Here is a 15,151-nt window from a genome sequence, read left to right on the forward strand (position 1 = left end):
CACACGCCAGGAGCCGTCATGTCCACGAGCTCGGTTTCTTCCAACGATCCGTTCCGATCACTGCTGAAGCAGATCTGGTGGGTGGTGCTGCTGCGCGGCATCCTCGCCGTCCTCTTCGGTGTCGTCGCACTCGTCTGGCCCGGCATCACCGTCTGGGCTCTGGTGGTCGTCTTCGCGGCCTACGCGATCATCGACGGCATCGTGCTGGTCGTCCAGTCGGTCCGAGACAAGCCCGAGGGCTGGGGCTGGTGGCTCGCCATGGGTGTCGTCTCCGTCCTCGCCGGTCTCGTCGCGCTGTTCTGGCCCGGCATCACCGCACTGGCACTGCTGTACGTGATCGCGTTCTACGCCATCCTGTTCGGTATCACCGGCATCGTCGGCGGTATCCGCTTCCGGAAGGTCCCCGAGTCCGGATGGGTGTGGTCGGTGCTCGCGGGCGTCGTCGCCGTCCTGTTCGGCATCGTGCTGCTGATCTTCCCCGGCGAGGGCATCCTGAGCCTGATCGTGCTGCTCGGCATCTACGCGATCCTGTTCGGCGTGCTGCTCATCATCCTGGCGTTCCAAGCGCGCAGCGCGGCGAAGAAGGCCGGCGTCATCTGACCGCCGGTCTTCTCCCCGATCGATCTCAGGCGTTGCGCAGACGACCCCATGCGTGCCAGCGATCGATCTCGATCCACGCGTTCACGCGCTTGCCGTCACGCGCGTGGTACGGCTTGCCCGTGTAGTGGCGAGCGATCCGATCGATGTCCTCCAGGGACGGATCGTCGGCGAGTTCGACGACCCGTCCCTGGAGGCTCACGTGCGTGACCCAGTCCTGCGGATCCATCGCCGACAGGCTCACCCGCGGATCGTTCCGCAGGTATTCGAGGCGCTTGCGGGTGGAGTCCATGTTGACGAGGATGCGGCCGTCCTCGAAGACGTACCAGGTCGGAACGGACACCGGATGACCGTCCGGGCGCAGTGAGCTGATCGTGGCGTAGTTGGGCTGGGCGAGGAATTCGGCGACGGCCTCGGGCATGGGTCGTTTCGGCACGGCACTCCCTTTCGATGACGGATGCGGTCTTTCGTATCGAGACTAGGCCTCGATTACCGGCGAAACCGTCCGCGACGACGTGAGGAGGACCGACCATGGAGGTCGACATCCCCCGAAAAGGAGACGATCATGCCGCGATATCTCTGGCAGGTGAACTACACCGCGGACGGTGCCCGCGGTCTGCTCACGGACGGTGGCACGTCCCGGCGCGACGCCATCGTCCGGATGGTCGAAAGCGTGGGCGGGACGGTCGATTCAGTGCACTTCGCGCTCGGTGGTCACGATCTGTACGTGCTCGGCGAGGTGCCCGACGAGATCGCGGCCGCGACACTCGAACTCCGCACCATCGCATCCGGCGCCGCGCGCTCCACGCCGATCGCCTTGCTCACCCCCGAACAGGTCGACGAGGCCGCGGGCCGCGACGCGAGTTACCGGACGCCGGGGAGCTCGGGCAGCTGACCGCTCGTCTCCCACGACGAGCTGCTGGGTATCGTCTGCTCATCCTGTTGCTTTCTCGAAGAAAGTGAATTCGTGATGAGTGTGCGCCCGGCCCAGCGCAGCGACCGCCGCCCGGCCCGGATCCACCCGGCATGGTGGGTCGCCGCGGTGGCCTTCCTCGCGTTGTTCGGCGCCGCCGGCTTCCGGGCTGCACCCGGCGCGCTCATGGTGCCGCTGCACGACGAGTTCGGCTGGTCGACGAGCGTCATGTCGCTCGCGGTGAGCATCAATCTCGTCCTGTTCGGACTCGTCGCACCGTTCGCCGCCGCCCTGATGGATCGGTTCGGCATGCGCCGGGTCATCTCGTCCGCACTGTTCCTCGTGGCGCTCGGCGCCGCCGGCAGCGTCGCCATGACCGCCTCGTGGCAGTTGCTCGTGTTCTGGGGACTGCTCATCGGTACCGGCACGGGGTCGATGGCCCTGGTCCTGGCGGCGACCATCGCCGACCGATGGTTCGTCGAGCGTCGCGGTCTGGTGATGGGCATCCTCACGGCCGGTTCCGCGACCGGTCAGCTGGTGATCCTGCCTCCCGTCGCCGCGCTCGCGGAGAACGTCGGGTGGCGGCAGGCCTCCCTCGTGATCGCCACGGCGGCGCTCGTCGTCGTCCCGCTGGTGTGGGCGGTGATCCGCGATCATCCCGACGAGCGTGGCGTCCTGCCCTACGGAGCCGACCCCGAGACCTATCTGCCGCCGGCACGAGCGACCGGCGGTGCCGTCGCCCGGGCTCTCGAAGGGCTGGCCTTCGCGGTGCGACACCGGGCGTTCTGGGCCCTCGCGATCGCCTTCGCCATCTGCGGAGCCACCACCAACGGACTCGTCGGCATCCACTTCATCCCGTCGGCCCACGACCACGGCATGCCCACGACCACCGCGGCGAGCCTCATGGCCGCCGTCGGGATCTTCGACATCGTCGGCACCATCGCCTCCGGATGGCTGACCGACAAGTTCGACCCCCGCAAACTCCTGGCCTTCTACTACACCTTCCGCGGCGTGGGACTGCTCCTGCTGCCCTGGTTGCTGCAGGAGTCCGTGCACCCCAGCATGATCCTGTTCGTCGTGGTCTACGGCCTGGACTGGGTCGCCACCGTGCCGCCGACCGCGATGCTGTGCCGCCGGATCTTCGGCGACCGCGGAACCATCGTGTTCGGCTGGGTGTTCGCCTCCCACCAGATCGGTGCCGCGGCGGCCGCTTTCGGAGCCGGCGTCATCCGCGACAACCTCGGCACCTACACCTACGCGTGGTGGGCCGGAGCGTCCCTGTGCGCGGTCGCCGCGTCGCTGTCGATCCTCACCAGGGGCCGCGTCGCCACGACCGCACCGATGGGCCGCAACTGAGCGATGCGACCGCGTGCGGATCGTGACGACGCAGGGCGCTATCCGGTTCGGAAGTCGCGTTCGGAACCCGCCCACTCGCGGGCCCACTCGCGCAGTTCCACGGCGCGGATCTTCGATCCGTTGCCACCGACCGTGGTGGGCATCCGTTCGATGACGTGGATCGCCGTGGGCACCTTGAAGGCCGCGAGGGTCTCGCGGCACCAGGCCCGAAGGGTCTCCGAGGTCGTGTCTGCGGGTGCGTCGTCGGTGGGGACGACGAAACCGATCGCCTCGGTGTAGCCGCCGTCGCCGGTGATTCCGACGACCTTGGCCGTGGCCACGCCTGGATGCTCCGCCAGACGCGTCTCGATCTCGGCGGGGTCGACGAGGAAGCCGCGTAGGCGCAGGACGTCGCCCATCCGGCAGACGTAACGGAAACCCCCGTCGCCGAGGTCGACGGCGAGGTCGCCGCTGCGGAACCAGCCGTCGGCCGTGAACGCGCGCGCGGCGGCGTCGGGGTTGCCGAGATAGGCGTCGACGACGTTCGGGCCGCGGAACTGCAGTTCGCCCTGCTCACCGGCCGGGAGGACCCGATCGTCGTAGGGATCGGCGACCCGCAGTTCGATCGCGGTGTCGACCGCGCGTCCGCCACCGTTCCAGCGCACCGATTCCGGATCGTCGGCGTTCCACAGCATCGCGAGAGCGAACACTTCCGACGAACCGAACACCCCGGAGGTGTGGGTGCCGAATTCGTCGCGCAGCCATCGGGCGATCTCGTGGGAGCGGCCGAGGAAGTCGGCGATACCGACCCAGCGCAGTGCCGACAGGTCGACGCGTTCACCGTCGTGCCAGGCATCGTAGAGACGGCCGAACAGGTCGTCGGCGCCCACCGCGTGCGTGACCCCGACCTCGTGCATCCGGCGCAGGACCGCATCCGGGTCGAAGACCGTCTCCATGAGCAGCGCTCCCCCACCGGCGAGCGCGGCCATCGCGGTACTGAAACCGAAGACACCCGAGACCGGGAGCACGCACAGCGCCACGTCGCCCTCGACGACCTTCATGATCACGGCGTCGGCGCGTCCGTGACGGACGACCGCGTTGCCGCGGTGCGCGGCCAGCTTGGGCACACCGGTGGAACCGGACGTCGTGAACGCCACCGCGATCCGGTCCTCGGGATCGTCGTCGATCCCGGCCGGGGTCAGTGTCGCGGTATCGGGTGTCTCGGGTGCGCTCGCGCCACGCGTGTCGCCGCTACCGGCCGTCCATGCGCCGCCGCCGAGGTCGAAGTCGGCCGGGGACGCCGAGGCGTTCGCCGGTCCGGGCACCACCGCGACCACCGGGGTGGCCACGTCGGGGACGGACGCCGCGGCCTCGGTGAGCCGGCCGAACAGGTCGAGTCCGTGGAAGGCGGCCGGCACGGCCACGACGGCAGGTCGCGCGGCAGTGAGGATGTGCGCGACCTCGCGGGTGTTGTAGCGGGTGTTGACACCGATGACGTGGGCGCCGAGCGCGGACGCCGCGAACTGCCACACGAGTGCATCGGACCAGTTCGGCAACATCACCGCGATGCACTGGCCGGCGCGCAGGCCGATACCGTCGAGTTCGCTGCGCACGGCCTCGACCCGGTCGCGGAACTCTCCGCGGCTACGGGCCACCGCCACGTCGTCGACGATGTCGTACGCGATCGGGGCATCCGGGTTCGCGGCGACGAGCCCGTCGAGCAGTGCGGGCAGGGTGTCGGTGCGGGTGGTGGTCACAGCGCTGCCTCCTCGGGAACAGCGACCCGGCACAGCTCACCGATCCAGGTGTCGGCGAGCGCGGCGAAGTCGTCGATCTCCTCCATCGGATAGTGCCCGATACCGGCCAGTGCTGTGAAGCGGGCGCGTCCGGGAAGTGCGTCGTTGATGGTGCCCGCGGCCCGGGCCACGGCGTCGGGGTCGATCCACGGGTCGTCGACGCCGGCGACGAGGTGGATCGGTGCGGTCACCCGGTCGAGGCGGTCGCGCACGTCGTGGGTTCCCCAGCCGATCAAGTCGGACGACGAGATCTCCGGATCCTCCCGCTTGTGCATGAGCGCGATCGTGTGCGCCTTCGCCTCCGGGACCGAACGACCCACGGATGCAAGAGTTCCCAGATAGGTGCGTTCGGAGCGCGACGGTCCGGCGACGTCCTCGAGTTCGCGGCGCAGACCGGCGACGTTGACGCGGCCCGGGCCGGGTTCGGCTTCCATCGCGACGGCGCCGGACAGCGGACGGTCCGGGCGCGTCGCGAGTTCGAGGGTGAGTTTGCCGCCGATCGAGCAGCCCATGACGAACGGCCGGTCGATGCCGAGCGCGTCGAGCACCTCGCACAGCCAGTCGCCGTAGGTGATCAGGCTCGTGACGGGACCACCGAGTGCGGGTTCGGAACGTCCGTGGCCGGGCAGGTCGGGGACGATCACCCGGTAGCCGCGGTCGGCGAGATCACGGGCCACATGGCGCCACTGCACGCCGCTCTGACCGGCGGTGTGGATGCACAGGACGGCGGGCAGGTCGGTCGCGTCGAGCGCGTTGCCGGATCGTGCGTCGGGAGTGACGATCTCGACGAAGCCGAGTGCTCCGCCGATCTCCAGGTAGCGGGCCTCGATCATGAGCGGGCCTTTCGGGCGAGGGCACGGGCGTGCCCGATGATCGTGTTGAGCGGCTTGGTCAGGCGCAGGTACTCGTATCCATCCCCGGTGGAGGAGAATTCGCCGCGGATGGCGCGGCGCATGAAGTCGTTCTCCTCGGACAGGACGAGATCGGCCCAGGCGTGATCGGGTGCGACGAAGGTGAACGTCGCGCCGTGCGGGGTGCGCCGGGTGACGTCGACGATGCGTCCCTTGTAGATGCGCAGGTGCAGTTCGGTCTCGCCGCTGCGCAGTCCGATGGTGCCGTCCCAGGTGGACAGCGACGAAGTGAATTCCGGGTCCTCGGAGAGGCTCTCGGCGAGCAGGGCACCCCAGGCCGGTGTGCAGAAGTCCAGTTCGGGAACCCACGGCAGTTCGTCGTCGAAGGCCCATGCCTCGGTGCCGGATTCGCGTACCGTGCCGGTCGCGTCCACGAGCCGGACGTAGCGGCGCGCGGTCCGTCCGGATACGCGGGTGATCACGGTGTCCGCGGACACGACGTCCGAGTCGGAGACCGGATCGTGTGCGTTCCAGGAAAATCCGGACGGGATGCCACCGGGAACGGGCGGGACGAGCGAGGCGACGGCCAGGGCACCGAGGACGGGTGAGCTCGGCGGTGCCACCGTACCGGAGCCGGTCAGGACATCGGCCACGGCACGGGGTTCCGAGGCGGTGCGGTCCCCGACGGTGAGCGGGCGGGTGACGGTGTGTGCGCTCATGCCTGCTCGGGCCTTCCCAGGAGTTCGTCGGAGATGATGCGCATCTGGATCTCGCTGGTGCCCTCGAAGATCTTCGTCAGACGCGCGTCGCGCCAATGGCGTTCGACCTGGAAGTCGGTGGTGTAACCGGCACCGCCGTGGATCTGCACGGCCTCGCTGGTGACCTGCTCGGCCATCTCGGTGGCGACGAGCTTGCACATCGACGCCTCGAGTGAGCACCGCCGGCCGGTGTCGATGTCGGTGGCGACCGAGTACATCAGCTGGCGTGCGGCCTCGATGTCGGCGGCCATCTTCGCGATCTTGAACCTCAGATGCTGGAAATCACCGATGGGACGACCGAACTGGCGGCGGGTGTGCACGTACTCGATCGAATCCTCGAGTGCGGCGCGAGCGAGACCGATCGCGCGGGCGGCGGTATGGGCGCGCCCCACCTCGAGGCCGGAGACGGCGAGATAGAACCCCTTGCCCTCCTCGCCGAGCATCTTGTCCGCCGGGATGCGGAAATTGTCGAACGACAGTTCCCAGGTGCTCCACCCGAAGTACCCGATCTTGCGGACCTTGGTGCCCGAGATGCCCTCGGGGAACACGCCGCGTTCCTTCTCGACGAGGAAGGCGCTGATACCGCGGTGCGGCTTGGCCGGGTCCTTGTTCGGATCGGTGCGGGCGAAGAGCACGAGATAGTCGGCCTCGTCGGCGTAGGTACACCACATCTTGGTGCCGTTGACGACCCACTCGTCGCCGTCGCGCACGGCCCGGCACGAGATGTTCGCGACGTCGGATCCGGCCTCGGCCTCCGACAGGGCGTACGCGCCGAGGTACTCACCGCGCGCGACCTTGGGCAGCAGTGCCGCCTCCTGCTCGGGGGTGAAGCCACCGCCCATGCCGTTGCCGCGGGCGAGCAGACCCGACACGCTCATCCATGCCCGCGACAGCTCTTCGGCCACGAGGCAGTACTCGAAGACGCCGAGACCGAGCCCGCCGTGTTCCTCGGGGATCATGATCCCGAAGAAGCCGATCTCGGCCATCTCCTTCTTGAGGGAGTCGGGGATGGTGCCCTGGACCGGATCGAGTTCGTTGGCGACGGGCAGCACCTTCGTCATTGCGAAGTCGCGGGCGAGGTCGCGGATCGCGAGGCGTTCCTCGGTGAGATAGCGCGGGGAATCGGTGCGCGGCTGCGAGGGGCGGTGAGTCATGGGAGGTGCACTCCTTCGATGGACCGGAGTAGGTCATTAACGCTTGTTCACCCAGTACAGCACGGCACCTATGACTCGTCAACGGTTCAACGCGAATATCCGGCCAGATTGAGCGCATATCCGGCGAAATCGTCGGCGACTTCCTGCGCCGAGAGAGGGCCGTCCTCCCGGAACCAGAGGGGAATGCCGGCGCACATCGTCAGCACCGCGGTGACCCCCTGATGTACCCGCTCGAGTGTGAAAAGTCCTTGCTCCACACCATCTTCCGCGATGTCGACGAAGAGCTGTTCCTGCGCGTCGCGCGAGCCCACCACACGCTTGCGATCGAGCGGACCGAGATAACGCAGTTCCGAATTCGCCACGAGGCAGGCCCGCGGATTCCGCGCGGTGTACAGCGCGTGGGCCGCGACCGCCGCGCGCCACCGCTCGGCCGGATCGTCGCCGACCTTGCGCAGGGCGTTGCGGGTCGCCGTGAACTGCTCGTCGCTCGCGCGACGGAGAATTTCCACGAGCAGTTCCGACTTGTTCTCGAAGTGGTTGTAGACGTTGGCAGCGCTGCAACCTGCGGCGTTGGCGATATTGCGCATCGTCGCCCCGTGGAATCCGCACTCGTAGAACTCGTCGAGCGCGGTCTCGAGAATCCGTTCCCGAATGGACGAGGAGGCACCGTTCGACCGGCTGTTCATCCCTGCACAGTAGGCACACATCGCGCCGACCAGCAAGAACCCTCCCGTTGACGGGCATGTCCGCCCTTGTTATGGTCCAGCTCACATGAACGGTTGTTAATAACCACGCACAACGGAGGATCTGCTGTGTCCAGTCCCCATCCCGAACCGTCCCTGCTCGACCGCATCACCCGCCTCGAAGACCTCGAGGCGATTCGGAAGCTCGACGCGCAATACTGCCGCCACCTCGACGACGGCAACTGGGACGCGCTCATGGAGCTGTTCACCGACGACGGCGAGTTCGACGGCCTGTCCCACCCGCGAGGAAAGGAGGAGATGCGCACCTTCTTCGCGGGACTCGCCGACGGCGGACTGACCTCCTTCTGGCACTTCATCACGAACCTCGAGATCGACCTCGACGGTGATCGCGCCACCGTGCGCTCGTTCCTGTGGCAGCCGTGCGTCACCGACGGCGCACCCGCGATCGCGGCCGGTCGCTACAACGACGAGGTCGTCAAGATCGACGGCCGCTGGCTCTACAAGGTCAAGCAGGTGCGCTTCCACTTCTTCGGCCCGCTCGAGGCCGGTTGGGACGAGAACCTCTTCGCGCTCGACAGCGCCCGCGGCGCGGCGGTGCGGGCATGACCGACACCGTGAACAGCGCCGTCCCCGCATCCTCGACGGACGAGTTCGTCTGGACGCGGATGCTCCACCTTCCCGAGATCGCGGAACTGCGTCGCCGACGCGCCCGTGTGACCAACACGCTCGGTGGCATCACCGTCGTGCTGTTCACGTCCTTCCTCGTCGCCTTCATCGGATTCCCCGACCAGTTGGGAACCACCGACGTCCTCGGCATCCCGCTGTCGCTGTGGGTGGTGTTCTCCCAGTTCGCCGGAACCTGGGTGCTGGTCTGGGCATATTTCCGTCTCTCCCGCACCTACATCGGCCCTGCCGTCGACGACGCCGTCGCAGCCGTCGAACGGAACCGTCCCGCATCCGAGGAGGTCGCATCATGACCGGTGACGCCGATTATCTCGCCATCGCGATCTGCAGCGCCGTCATCTCTCTGACGCTGTGGGTGACCTTCGCTGCGTCCCGGCGCGCGAAGAGCGCCGACGGGTTCTTCGCCGCGGGTCGCTCGATCTCGAGCTGGCAGAACGGATTCGCCATCGCGGGCGAATTCATCTCCGCCGGCAGCTTCCTCGGCACCACCGGCCTGATCTTCTCCAAGGGCGTCGACGGCACCGTCATCCTGTTCACGTCCGTCATCTCGTTCCTGCCGGTGCTGTTCCTCCTCGCGGAGAAGATGCGCAATCTCGGCAAGTACACCCTCGCCGACGTCCTCGTCTTCCGGACCGACTCACGGAACGTGCGGGTCGCGGTCGCGTTGAGCACGATCGCCACCGGCACCTTCGTGCTGCTCGCCCAGCTCGTCGCCGCGGGTGTGCTCCTCGAATCCGTCTCGGGCATCCCGTTCTGGCTGTCGGTGGTGGTCGCCGGATCGCTCATGGGCATCTACGTCTTCGTGGGCGGCATGCTCGCCACCACCTGGGTGCAGGTCATCAAGTCGACGATCCTGTCGGTGCTCGCGATCATCGTGTGCTTCGGCATCCTGGCGCAGTTCGGGTTCGCATTCCCGAAGGTCCTCGACGCCGCGACCGACAACGCCGTCGCGGGCGACGCGATCCTGTCCCCCGGCCTGATCTTCGGCCAGACCAGCGCGATCAACCTCGTCTCCTACGCGCTCGCGTTCGCCCTGGGCACCGCCGGGATGGCGCACATCCTCATCCGGTTCTTCACCGTCCCAGAGGCCACGACCGCACGGCGTTCGCTCGGCTGGACCGTCGCGCTGTGCAGCCTGTTCTATCTGATCGTCATCGTGATGGGCTTCGGCGCCGCGGCCGTGCTCGGACCGAACGGCACCGATCTCGTCGGGCCCGGCGGCAACCTCGCAGCACCCGTGCTCGTCACCGAACTCGGTGGCGGAGCCGGCACGGTCGGTGGGTCCATCGCGCTCGCACTCGTCGCCGCGGTCGCCTTCGCGTCCATCGTCGCGGTGGTCGCCGGTGTCGTGATCTCCGCGGCCGGCACCTTCGCCCGCGACGTGTGGCCGGCGGTCACGCGGAAGGAACCGATCGAGAATCTCGACGCGGACGAGCAGGCCCGGGAGGACCAGGCCCAGGCCCGCATCGCCCGGTACGGGGCCGTGTCCTTCAGCGTCCTCGCCATCGGCCTGGCCATGCTCATCGGCGACGACACCAACATCACCTTCTTCATGGGCATGGCGTTCATGGTGGCCGGCAGTGCACATCTGCCCGCTCTCGTGCTGAGTCTGAACTGGCGGCGCTTCAACGCCACCGGCGCGGTCTGGGGTGTGCTCACCGGTCTCGTCTCGACGGTCGTGAGCCTGATGTTCACCGAGGCCCTGTGGATGGGCAGCGGCCCCGCTCCCCTGACCATCCAGCTCCCGGTGATCGTCACCATGCCGCTCGGCATTGCAGCGTGCGTGATCGGATCGATCGTCGGCGAGAAGCGTCGGGGACGAGGCCGCCTCGAGGACGAGAAGTTCGCGGAGATGCTGGTGCGCGCGGAGACCGGCATCGGCGCGGAGGTCGCCGCCACGCACTGATCCGTCAGCGATATTTCGGGTTCGCGACCTTCAGCCGGTTCGCGGCCAACCCCCTGATCACCTCGGCGACCTGCGGGTCGTCGAGGTGATCTCGTCCTGCACGCACACCGAGGGCGAGTTCGGCTTCGGAGCGGTAGCCGAGCCCGGCGAGCCGCACCCGATAGGTCTCCCGCACCGCCGGGGCGAAGATGGCCTCCCGCGCGGCGATGCCGAGGACGTGCGCCGCCACCCGGCTCCGGTAGCGGGTCTTCGCATCGGCGCCCGCCCCGACCTCCAGGACGAACTCGCGCACTGCCCCGAGCAGCTCCTCGATGGGCGGTGCCCCGAGGAACTGTGGGGTGGCGGGCGGAGTCTCCGTCTCGTCGTGGGGAGGGACGTCGAGCAGGTCCAGCAAGTCGTGTTCGCACTCGGCGACGCGGCGGCCGATGGCGAGCAGTTCGAGGGTGTTGTCGCCTCCCGTCGCCGCAGCGGTGGCCTGCATCCGGCAGATCACCGCCCACCGCAGCGAGCCGTAGACCTCCCACCAGTGGACGACCTCGGGATCGGGACTCTCGCCCGACTCGTCGGCGTACCCCCGGAACAGGTCGTCGCGGGAACCGAACCCGCCGACCGGATGCGGCGAACCGAAACGCCACGTCCGGGTGCACAGCCACCCCAGGTCCTCCATCGGATCACCGACGTGCGCCAGTTCCCAGTCGAGCACCCCGCGCACGCCCTCCGCGTCGACGAGGAGGTTCCCGTTGCGGAAGTCGCCGTGCACGAACGCCTTCCCGGTCGCCGGTGGACGGTTGCGGAGGAGCCACGCGAACGCGGCCTCGAGCGTCGGCACGGGGTCGCCGTTGGTGAGGTACTCGTCGAACAGGGAGGTCAGCGGGTCGTGTTCCGGCAGGTTCGGTACGGCCTCGATGTCCATGCGGTGGATCCGGGCGAGGATGCGTCCGAGTTCGTAGGGCAGTGCGGCGCGGACCTCGGCCAGATTCTCGTCGCGCAACAACTTCTGCGGCAGTGCCTCGCCGGGCACCTTCGACATCACGAGGTAGGCGCCGATCCCGGGGTGCGGTTCGTCGCCGCTGCGGTCGATCACGTCGGGCACGGGCACGCCGACGCGGGCGGCCTCGTCGAAGGACGCCGCTTCCATGGCGATCCTGCGTGCGTCCTCGCGTCCCGGCGGGTCGCGGCGCAGGATCAACTCCCGGGTGTCGCCGGTGGCCGACGCCGCGGTGATCGCCCACGTCTCGCGGCTGGCACCGCCGGTGAGCCGTTCGATGCGCCGCAGCGTCCAACTGCCGTCGAGTACCGACGAAAGACGCTTCGTCAGTTCGTCTTTCAATTCACCGCTGACGCCACCCACCGCGACCTCCCCTGTTCGGTTTCCTGCGGTGGATACTCCCACGGTGATCCGCGGTGTGCGAGCACTTCCACCGCGACGTCGCGGAGTGTCAGGCGGCGAACCCCACAGCCCCGATGACCGGGATGATCGTCATGAAGACGATGGCGATCGCGAAGAGCGTGATGGTGATCTTCTTGTCCCAGCGCGATCGCGTGCCCGTCGCGGCGAGCATGAAGAAGACGAACCCCACGCAGATAGATCCGATACCGATGACGACGGGTGTTTCCAGCATGCCTCCATCATCGCCCATCACCGGTTCACGCTACGGTAGCGGCTGTGAGAACCGATCGGCATCAGCCGAGTCGTCTCAGCTACCTTCAGGGACACACGAGAGGGCTCTAGCCACCGCCGGTGCTTGCATCATCTTGCGGATCGCTGCAGCAAAGTTTGGAGCCTGTGCGTCTTCGAGACGAGCCGCCAGATTGAAGGGTCGACCGAGCCTGCGGTGATAGACGATCTGTTCGAGCAGGGCTTCACGGACAGTGGAGATCGCGTCCCGGTGGACGAGCATCAAGAAGTCGTCCGGGGTATAGACCTCATAGCCGAGAAATTCGTCATGAGCTACCGCAAAGTCGTGGAATCCATTGTCGCTGGTGATGACATATTGGACATCACCATGCTCGGCAGCGGCATGCAGGTGCGCGTCGTACTCGTCTGTATATGCCAGATCCGGATCGATCTCGTATCCCTTGATTCGGCCGTGTACAGCCACTCTGATGATGTTGTCCCGCACCCCTCCGATCTGGCGATCGGAGAAGTGTGGGTGCTTCTTGCGCAAGTGATATATCAACTCCGCAAGGATGTCCTCGGTCCAACGCAGGTGGAACAATGGAGGGCCCGATCTGTTGGCCAGCAGACAGAGCCAGTCCCTCAAAGTCCGCGAATACAGCACGTTCGCGTCCGGCAGCACGTTCGGCACTCGTGAACTCACGCGTGTGACAATAGGCTCCCCACCGCCACATACACATACGAGTCTCCCGGCTGTCAGTAATCCAGTCCCTCGGCTTCTTCGAAGTCGCGCAGATCCTGCAATGCGGCCCTTTGTTGCTCGCGCAGCCGATCTCTGTAGGCGAGGACATCAGCGGTATGGAGTCGCGTGTGGGTCCCGACCTTGTGCCCTGGGATCTGTCCCTCGCGGATCAATTTCATCAGCGTCGGGCGAGAAATGCCGAGTAGATCTGCCGCTGATGTAGTGGTCAGCTCTTCCGGCATCGAACCGATGGTTACCGTGCCCCCCGCAGCGACGATTTGCACAACTTCGGTGAGAATTGCGGCCAGCTCCGCGGGCACCACCGAGAGTAGATCCGCAGGGTCGAACGCTCCGGCCTGCGACACCTGATCCGATGTCACCGTCAACGTCGTCTTTCCCACGCCACGATCGATCACTGCGTCCATCGCCCACACCTCCTGCATCCACTCCGACCGTAGCCAGTTTCACTTATAAGTGCAACACATTTGCAGCTGGTGATACCCACCCCGGAACACTCGAACGGAGGGGAGCCGGGATGTTTCTCGACAGTGCGAGAGGCAACAGCCTACGGTTCAACGCCGGCGGCCGGGTGCCACGGTGCCTTCCATCCGGAAGGCGCCGTGGAAGGTCATCGGCACGTGGTGCTGCAGGTTCACCGCCACGACGGGCCCGTCACCCGGCCGATCGGCGCGCAGGACGACGAGTCTGCTGGCTCTGCGCGCGGGCTGGTGCTCGAGTGTCAGCAACCAGCCGTCGCCCTCGGCGTCGCCGCCCGGTGCGAACAACGGCTCGCAGACGGTGTCGCCGGCGGCGGCCGCGTACCGGCTCACCATGCCCGTGCGGTGATCGATCGTGGTGACCGAGTCGGGATCGCCTTCCGGGGCCGACGCCGATGCGGTGTAGCTGTAGCGATGCTCGGCGGTGGCGAACCGCTGGTCGAGCTGGGGGAACTCACATCCGTGATCGTCGAGTTCGGTGGTAGTGACGCGGCGGGTCCGCCGGTCGACGGACAGCCGGGTGAGGGTGCCCCCGAAGGCCGGCCCCGCGGACTCGCGATAGTTGCGTAGGTGCCCGTTCCACCCTTTCCAGCCATCGGTGGGATCGTGTGCGACAAGTTCGACGACAGTGCGGTCCCCGTCTTCGTGGGCATTGGTGACGTGGAAATGGAACAGCGCATCGTGTTCGACGGTGGTCGGCCTGCCGCCGTCGCGCGGGACCAGGACGATGGTGGTGCCGAGCTCCGGCCGATAGGACAACGCATCGTCGAAGGGACGAAGACCCAGGGCGACCGGGATCGGATTCCGGACCACCAACGGCCCGAGCACGAACACCAGGTGCCGTTCGGTCAACGCGAAGTCGTGGACGAATCCGAGTTTCGGAATCGGGATGGTCGCGAGTCCGTGAAGGCGACGGCCGCGATCGAGTCGATAGCAGCGGATCATCGGTCGCGGGAAGAAGTCGAGCCCGAAGTTGAACACCTCGCCCGTCGCGGGGTCGGTCTTCGGATGCGCGGAGAATGCTCCGAGCCGTTTCAACGCGCCATCGAAGGATTCGGGTCCGTAGGTCTGCAGGGTCTCGGCGTCGAGCCGGTGCGGTCGCCCCCATTCCCAGAGGGCGTAGAGCACGTCGTCGTGCAACAACACACTCGTGTTCGCGAGATTCTCAGGGAACCTCAGCGCGTTGGCGAGCGACCCGCCGATCCTCTGTGTGCTGAATCCTTTTGCCGGACGACGTGTCTCGTTCGTCCTCGCGAAGCTCTTCGTCCGCACGTATCGATTCCGGTAGTGGACCCCCTCCGGCCCGATGTCGATGCGGGAGACCATGCCGTCACCGTCGAAGATATGACTCAGCGGATGACCGTCGACGTCGAGGCGGCCGGGCCCGATCCGGTAGAGCGTGCCCCGCAGACACTCGGGGATCGCGCCCTCGATGTCGTCCAGGTCGTAGTCGAACTCCCGGTGCTGGGAGTCCCACGGTGACGCCCCGAGTTCCTGCGGTTGTTGTTCCGACGCCCCCGTTGCAACGGTCATCTACCGACGGTCGCATAGATGAGACCGATTGCGAAGAACTGTCTCACTGCCGCCCGCGGCGCC

17 protein-coding genes are annotated in these 15,151 nt (G+C 67.2%); 6 read left to right on the forward strand and 11 right to left on the reverse strand.

From position 1 onward, the window contains the following. Positions 1-18: 18 nt before the first annotated feature. Positions 19-600 carry an HdeD family acid-resistance protein gene (locus LPH33_RS24010; protein ID WP_041803490.1) on the forward strand — a complete coding sequence of 194 codons (582 nt, stop codon included), beginning with the start codon at positions 19-21 and terminating at the stop codon, positions 598-600. A gap of 25 nt (positions 601-625) precedes the next feature. Here the strand turns inward: LPH33_RS24010 and LPH33_RS24015 are convergent, their stop codons facing one another. After that, positions 626-1,033, reverse strand: coding sequence for a PPOX class F420-dependent oxidoreductase (locus tag LPH33_RS24015; protein ID WP_229566401.1), 408 nt, complete (start codon positions 1,031-1,033; stop codon positions 626-628). A 129-nt stretch (positions 1,034-1,162) separates the two neighbouring features. On the opposite strand from LPH33_RS24015, the gene LPH33_RS24020 reads away from it, so the two are divergent. Together LPH33_RS24020 and LPH33_RS24025 are read left to right on the forward strand one after the other, a co-directional pair. Then, complete coding sequence (locus tag LPH33_RS24020) at positions 1,163-1,492, forward strand: GYD domain-containing protein (protein WP_229566402.1); 330 nt, start codon at positions 1,163-1,165, stop codon at positions 1,490-1,492. Positions 1,493-1,567: 75 nt separating this feature from the next. Next, complete coding sequence (locus tag LPH33_RS24025) at positions 1,568-2,866, forward strand: MFS transporter (protein ID WP_060652606.1); 1,299 nt, start codon at positions 1,568-1,570, stop codon at positions 2,864-2,866. 38 nt (positions 2,867-2,904) lie between these two features. On the opposite strand, the gene LPH33_RS24030 is transcribed toward LPH33_RS24025, so the two are convergent. The 5 genes from LPH33_RS24030 to LPH33_RS24050 all read right to left on the reverse strand — a co-directional run bounded on the left by LPH33_RS24030 (position 2,905) and on the right by LPH33_RS24050 (position 8,090). After that, the gene (locus LPH33_RS24030) at positions 2,905-4,602 is read right to left on the reverse strand and encodes an AMP-binding protein (protein ID WP_229566404.1); all 1,698 of its coding nucleotides are present in this window, start codon (positions 4,600-4,602) and stop codon (positions 2,905-2,907) included. Continuing rightward, positions 4,599-5,474, reverse strand: a complete 876-nt coding sequence (locus tag LPH33_RS24035) for an alpha/beta fold hydrolase (RefSeq protein WP_229566406.1) — start codon at positions 5,472-5,474, stop codon at positions 4,599-4,601. The genes LPH33_RS24030 and LPH33_RS24035 overlap by 4 nt, the downstream gene beginning before the upstream one ends. Beyond that, positions 5,471-6,211: a hypothetical protein gene (locus LPH33_RS24040; protein WP_060652603.1), complete on the reverse strand. Its 741-nt coding sequence runs from the start codon at positions 6,209-6,211 to the stop codon at positions 5,471-5,473. Before LPH33_RS24040 ends, LPH33_RS24035 begins: the two co-directional genes overlap by 4 nt. Next, positions 6,208-7,404 (reverse strand): acyl-CoA dehydrogenase family protein, encoded by a 1,197-nt coding sequence (locus tag LPH33_RS24045; RefSeq protein ID WP_059382647.1) that lies wholly within the window; start codon positions 7,402-7,404, stop codon positions 6,208-6,210. Before LPH33_RS24045 ends, LPH33_RS24040 begins: the two co-directional genes overlap by 4 nt. An 86-nt stretch (positions 7,405-7,490) precedes the next feature. Next, positions 7,491-8,090: a TetR family transcriptional regulator gene (locus LPH33_RS24050; protein ID WP_229566408.1), complete on the reverse strand. Its 600-nt coding sequence runs from the start codon at positions 8,088-8,090 to the stop codon at positions 7,491-7,493. Between the two features lie 126 nt (positions 8,091-8,216). On the opposite strand from LPH33_RS24050, the gene LPH33_RS24055 reads away from it, so the two are divergent. The 3 genes from LPH33_RS24055 to LPH33_RS24065 are packed head-to-tail and all read left to right on the forward strand — an operon-like array spanning position 8,217 to position 10,698. Then, positions 8,217-8,714 (forward strand): nuclear transport factor 2 family protein, encoded by a 498-nt coding sequence (locus LPH33_RS24055; RefSeq protein ID WP_060652600.1) that lies wholly within the window; start codon positions 8,217-8,219, stop codon positions 8,712-8,714. Continuing rightward, positions 8,711-9,085, forward strand: coding sequence for a DUF485 domain-containing protein (locus LPH33_RS24060; protein WP_060652599.1), 375 nt, complete (start codon positions 8,711-8,713; stop codon positions 9,083-9,085). The genes LPH33_RS24055 and LPH33_RS24060 overlap by 4 nt, the downstream gene beginning before the upstream one ends. After that, positions 9,082-10,698: a cation acetate symporter gene (locus LPH33_RS24065; RefSeq protein ID WP_016692584.1), complete on the forward strand. Its 1,617-nt coding sequence runs from the start codon at positions 9,082-9,084 to the stop codon at positions 10,696-10,698. The genes LPH33_RS24060 and LPH33_RS24065 overlap by 4 nt, the downstream gene beginning before the upstream one ends. A gap of 4 nt (positions 10,699-10,702) precedes the next feature. Here the strand turns inward: LPH33_RS24065 and LPH33_RS24070 are convergent, their stop codons facing one another. From LPH33_RS24070 to LPH33_RS24090, 5 genes are all read right to left on the reverse strand, one after another. Then, positions 10,703-12,049 (reverse strand): phosphotransferase family protein, encoded by a 1,347-nt coding sequence (locus LPH33_RS24070; RefSeq protein WP_229566409.1) that lies wholly within the window; start codon positions 12,047-12,049, stop codon positions 10,703-10,705. A gap of 88 nt (positions 12,050-12,137) precedes the next feature. After that, positions 12,138-12,320, reverse strand: a complete 183-nt coding sequence (locus tag LPH33_RS24075) for a hypothetical protein (RefSeq protein ID WP_026061210.1) — start codon at positions 12,318-12,320, stop codon at positions 12,138-12,140. Between the two features lie 75 nt (positions 12,321-12,395). Beyond that, positions 12,396-12,998: a PIN domain-containing protein gene (locus LPH33_RS24080; protein ID WP_420714503.1), complete on the reverse strand. Its 603-nt coding sequence runs from the start codon at positions 12,996-12,998 to the stop codon at positions 12,396-12,398. Positions 12,999-13,072: 74 nt separating this feature from the next. After that, the gene (locus LPH33_RS24085) at positions 13,073-13,483 is read right to left on the reverse strand and encodes a helix-turn-helix domain-containing protein (protein ID WP_229566412.1); all 411 of its coding nucleotides are present in this window, start codon (positions 13,481-13,483) and stop codon (positions 13,073-13,075) included. A gap of 147 nt (positions 13,484-13,630) precedes the next feature. Further along, positions 13,631-15,088 carry a carotenoid oxygenase family protein gene (locus LPH33_RS24090; protein ID WP_229566414.1) on the reverse strand — a complete coding sequence of 486 codons (1,458 nt, stop codon included), beginning with the start codon at positions 15,086-15,088 and terminating at the stop codon, positions 13,631-13,633. Positions 15,089-15,151 lie beyond the last annotated feature (63 nt).

The sequence above is a fragment of the Rhodococcus sp. RDE2 genome (genome assembly GCF_020885655.1).
Lineage (GTDB): Bacteria > Actinomycetota > Actinomycetes > Mycobacteriales > Mycobacteriaceae > Rhodococcus > Rhodococcus pyridinivorans.

Coding starts and splice junctions, on each gene's coding strand:
- LPH33_RS24090 (WP_229566414.1), bottom strand. CDS start 15,088: ATGACCGTTGCAACGGGGGCGTCGGAACAACAACCGCAGGAACTCGGG.
- LPH33_RS24040 (WP_060652603.1), bottom strand. CDS start 6,211: ATGAGCGCACACACCGTCACCCGCCCGCTCACCGTCGGGGACCGCACC.
- LPH33_RS24085 (WP_229566412.1), bottom strand. CDS start 13,483: ATGGACGCAGTGATCGATCGTGGCGTGGGAAAGACGACGTTGACGGTG.
- LPH33_RS24045 (WP_059382647.1), bottom strand. CDS start 7,404: ATGACTCACCGCCCCTCGCAGCCGCGCACCGATTCCCCGCGCTATCTC.
- LPH33_RS24035 (WP_229566406.1), bottom strand. CDS start 5,474: ATGATCGAGGCCCGCTACCTGGAGATCGGCGGAGCACTCGGCTTCGTC.
- LPH33_RS24050 (WP_229566408.1), bottom strand. CDS start 8,090: ATGAACAGCCGGTCGAACGGTGCCTCCTCGTCCATTCGGGAACGGATT.
- LPH33_RS24025 (WP_060652606.1), top strand. CDS start 1,568: ATGAGTGTGCGCCCGGCCCAGCGCAGCGACCGCCGCCCGGCCCGGATC.
- LPH33_RS24075 (WP_026061210.1), bottom strand. CDS start 12,320: ATGCTGGAAACACCCGTCGTCATCGGTATCGGATCTATCTGCGTGGGG.
- LPH33_RS24010 (WP_041803490.1), top strand. CDS start 19: ATGTCCACGAGCTCGGTTTCTTCCAACGATCCGTTCCGATCACTGCTG.
- LPH33_RS24065 (WP_016692584.1), top strand. CDS start 9,082: ATGACCGGTGACGCCGATTATCTCGCCATCGCGATCTGCAGCGCCGTC.
- LPH33_RS24020 (WP_229566402.1), top strand. CDS start 1,163: ATGCCGCGATATCTCTGGCAGGTGAACTACACCGCGGACGGTGCCCGC.
- LPH33_RS24060 (WP_060652599.1), top strand. CDS start 8,711: ATGACCGACACCGTGAACAGCGCCGTCCCCGCATCCTCGACGGACGAG.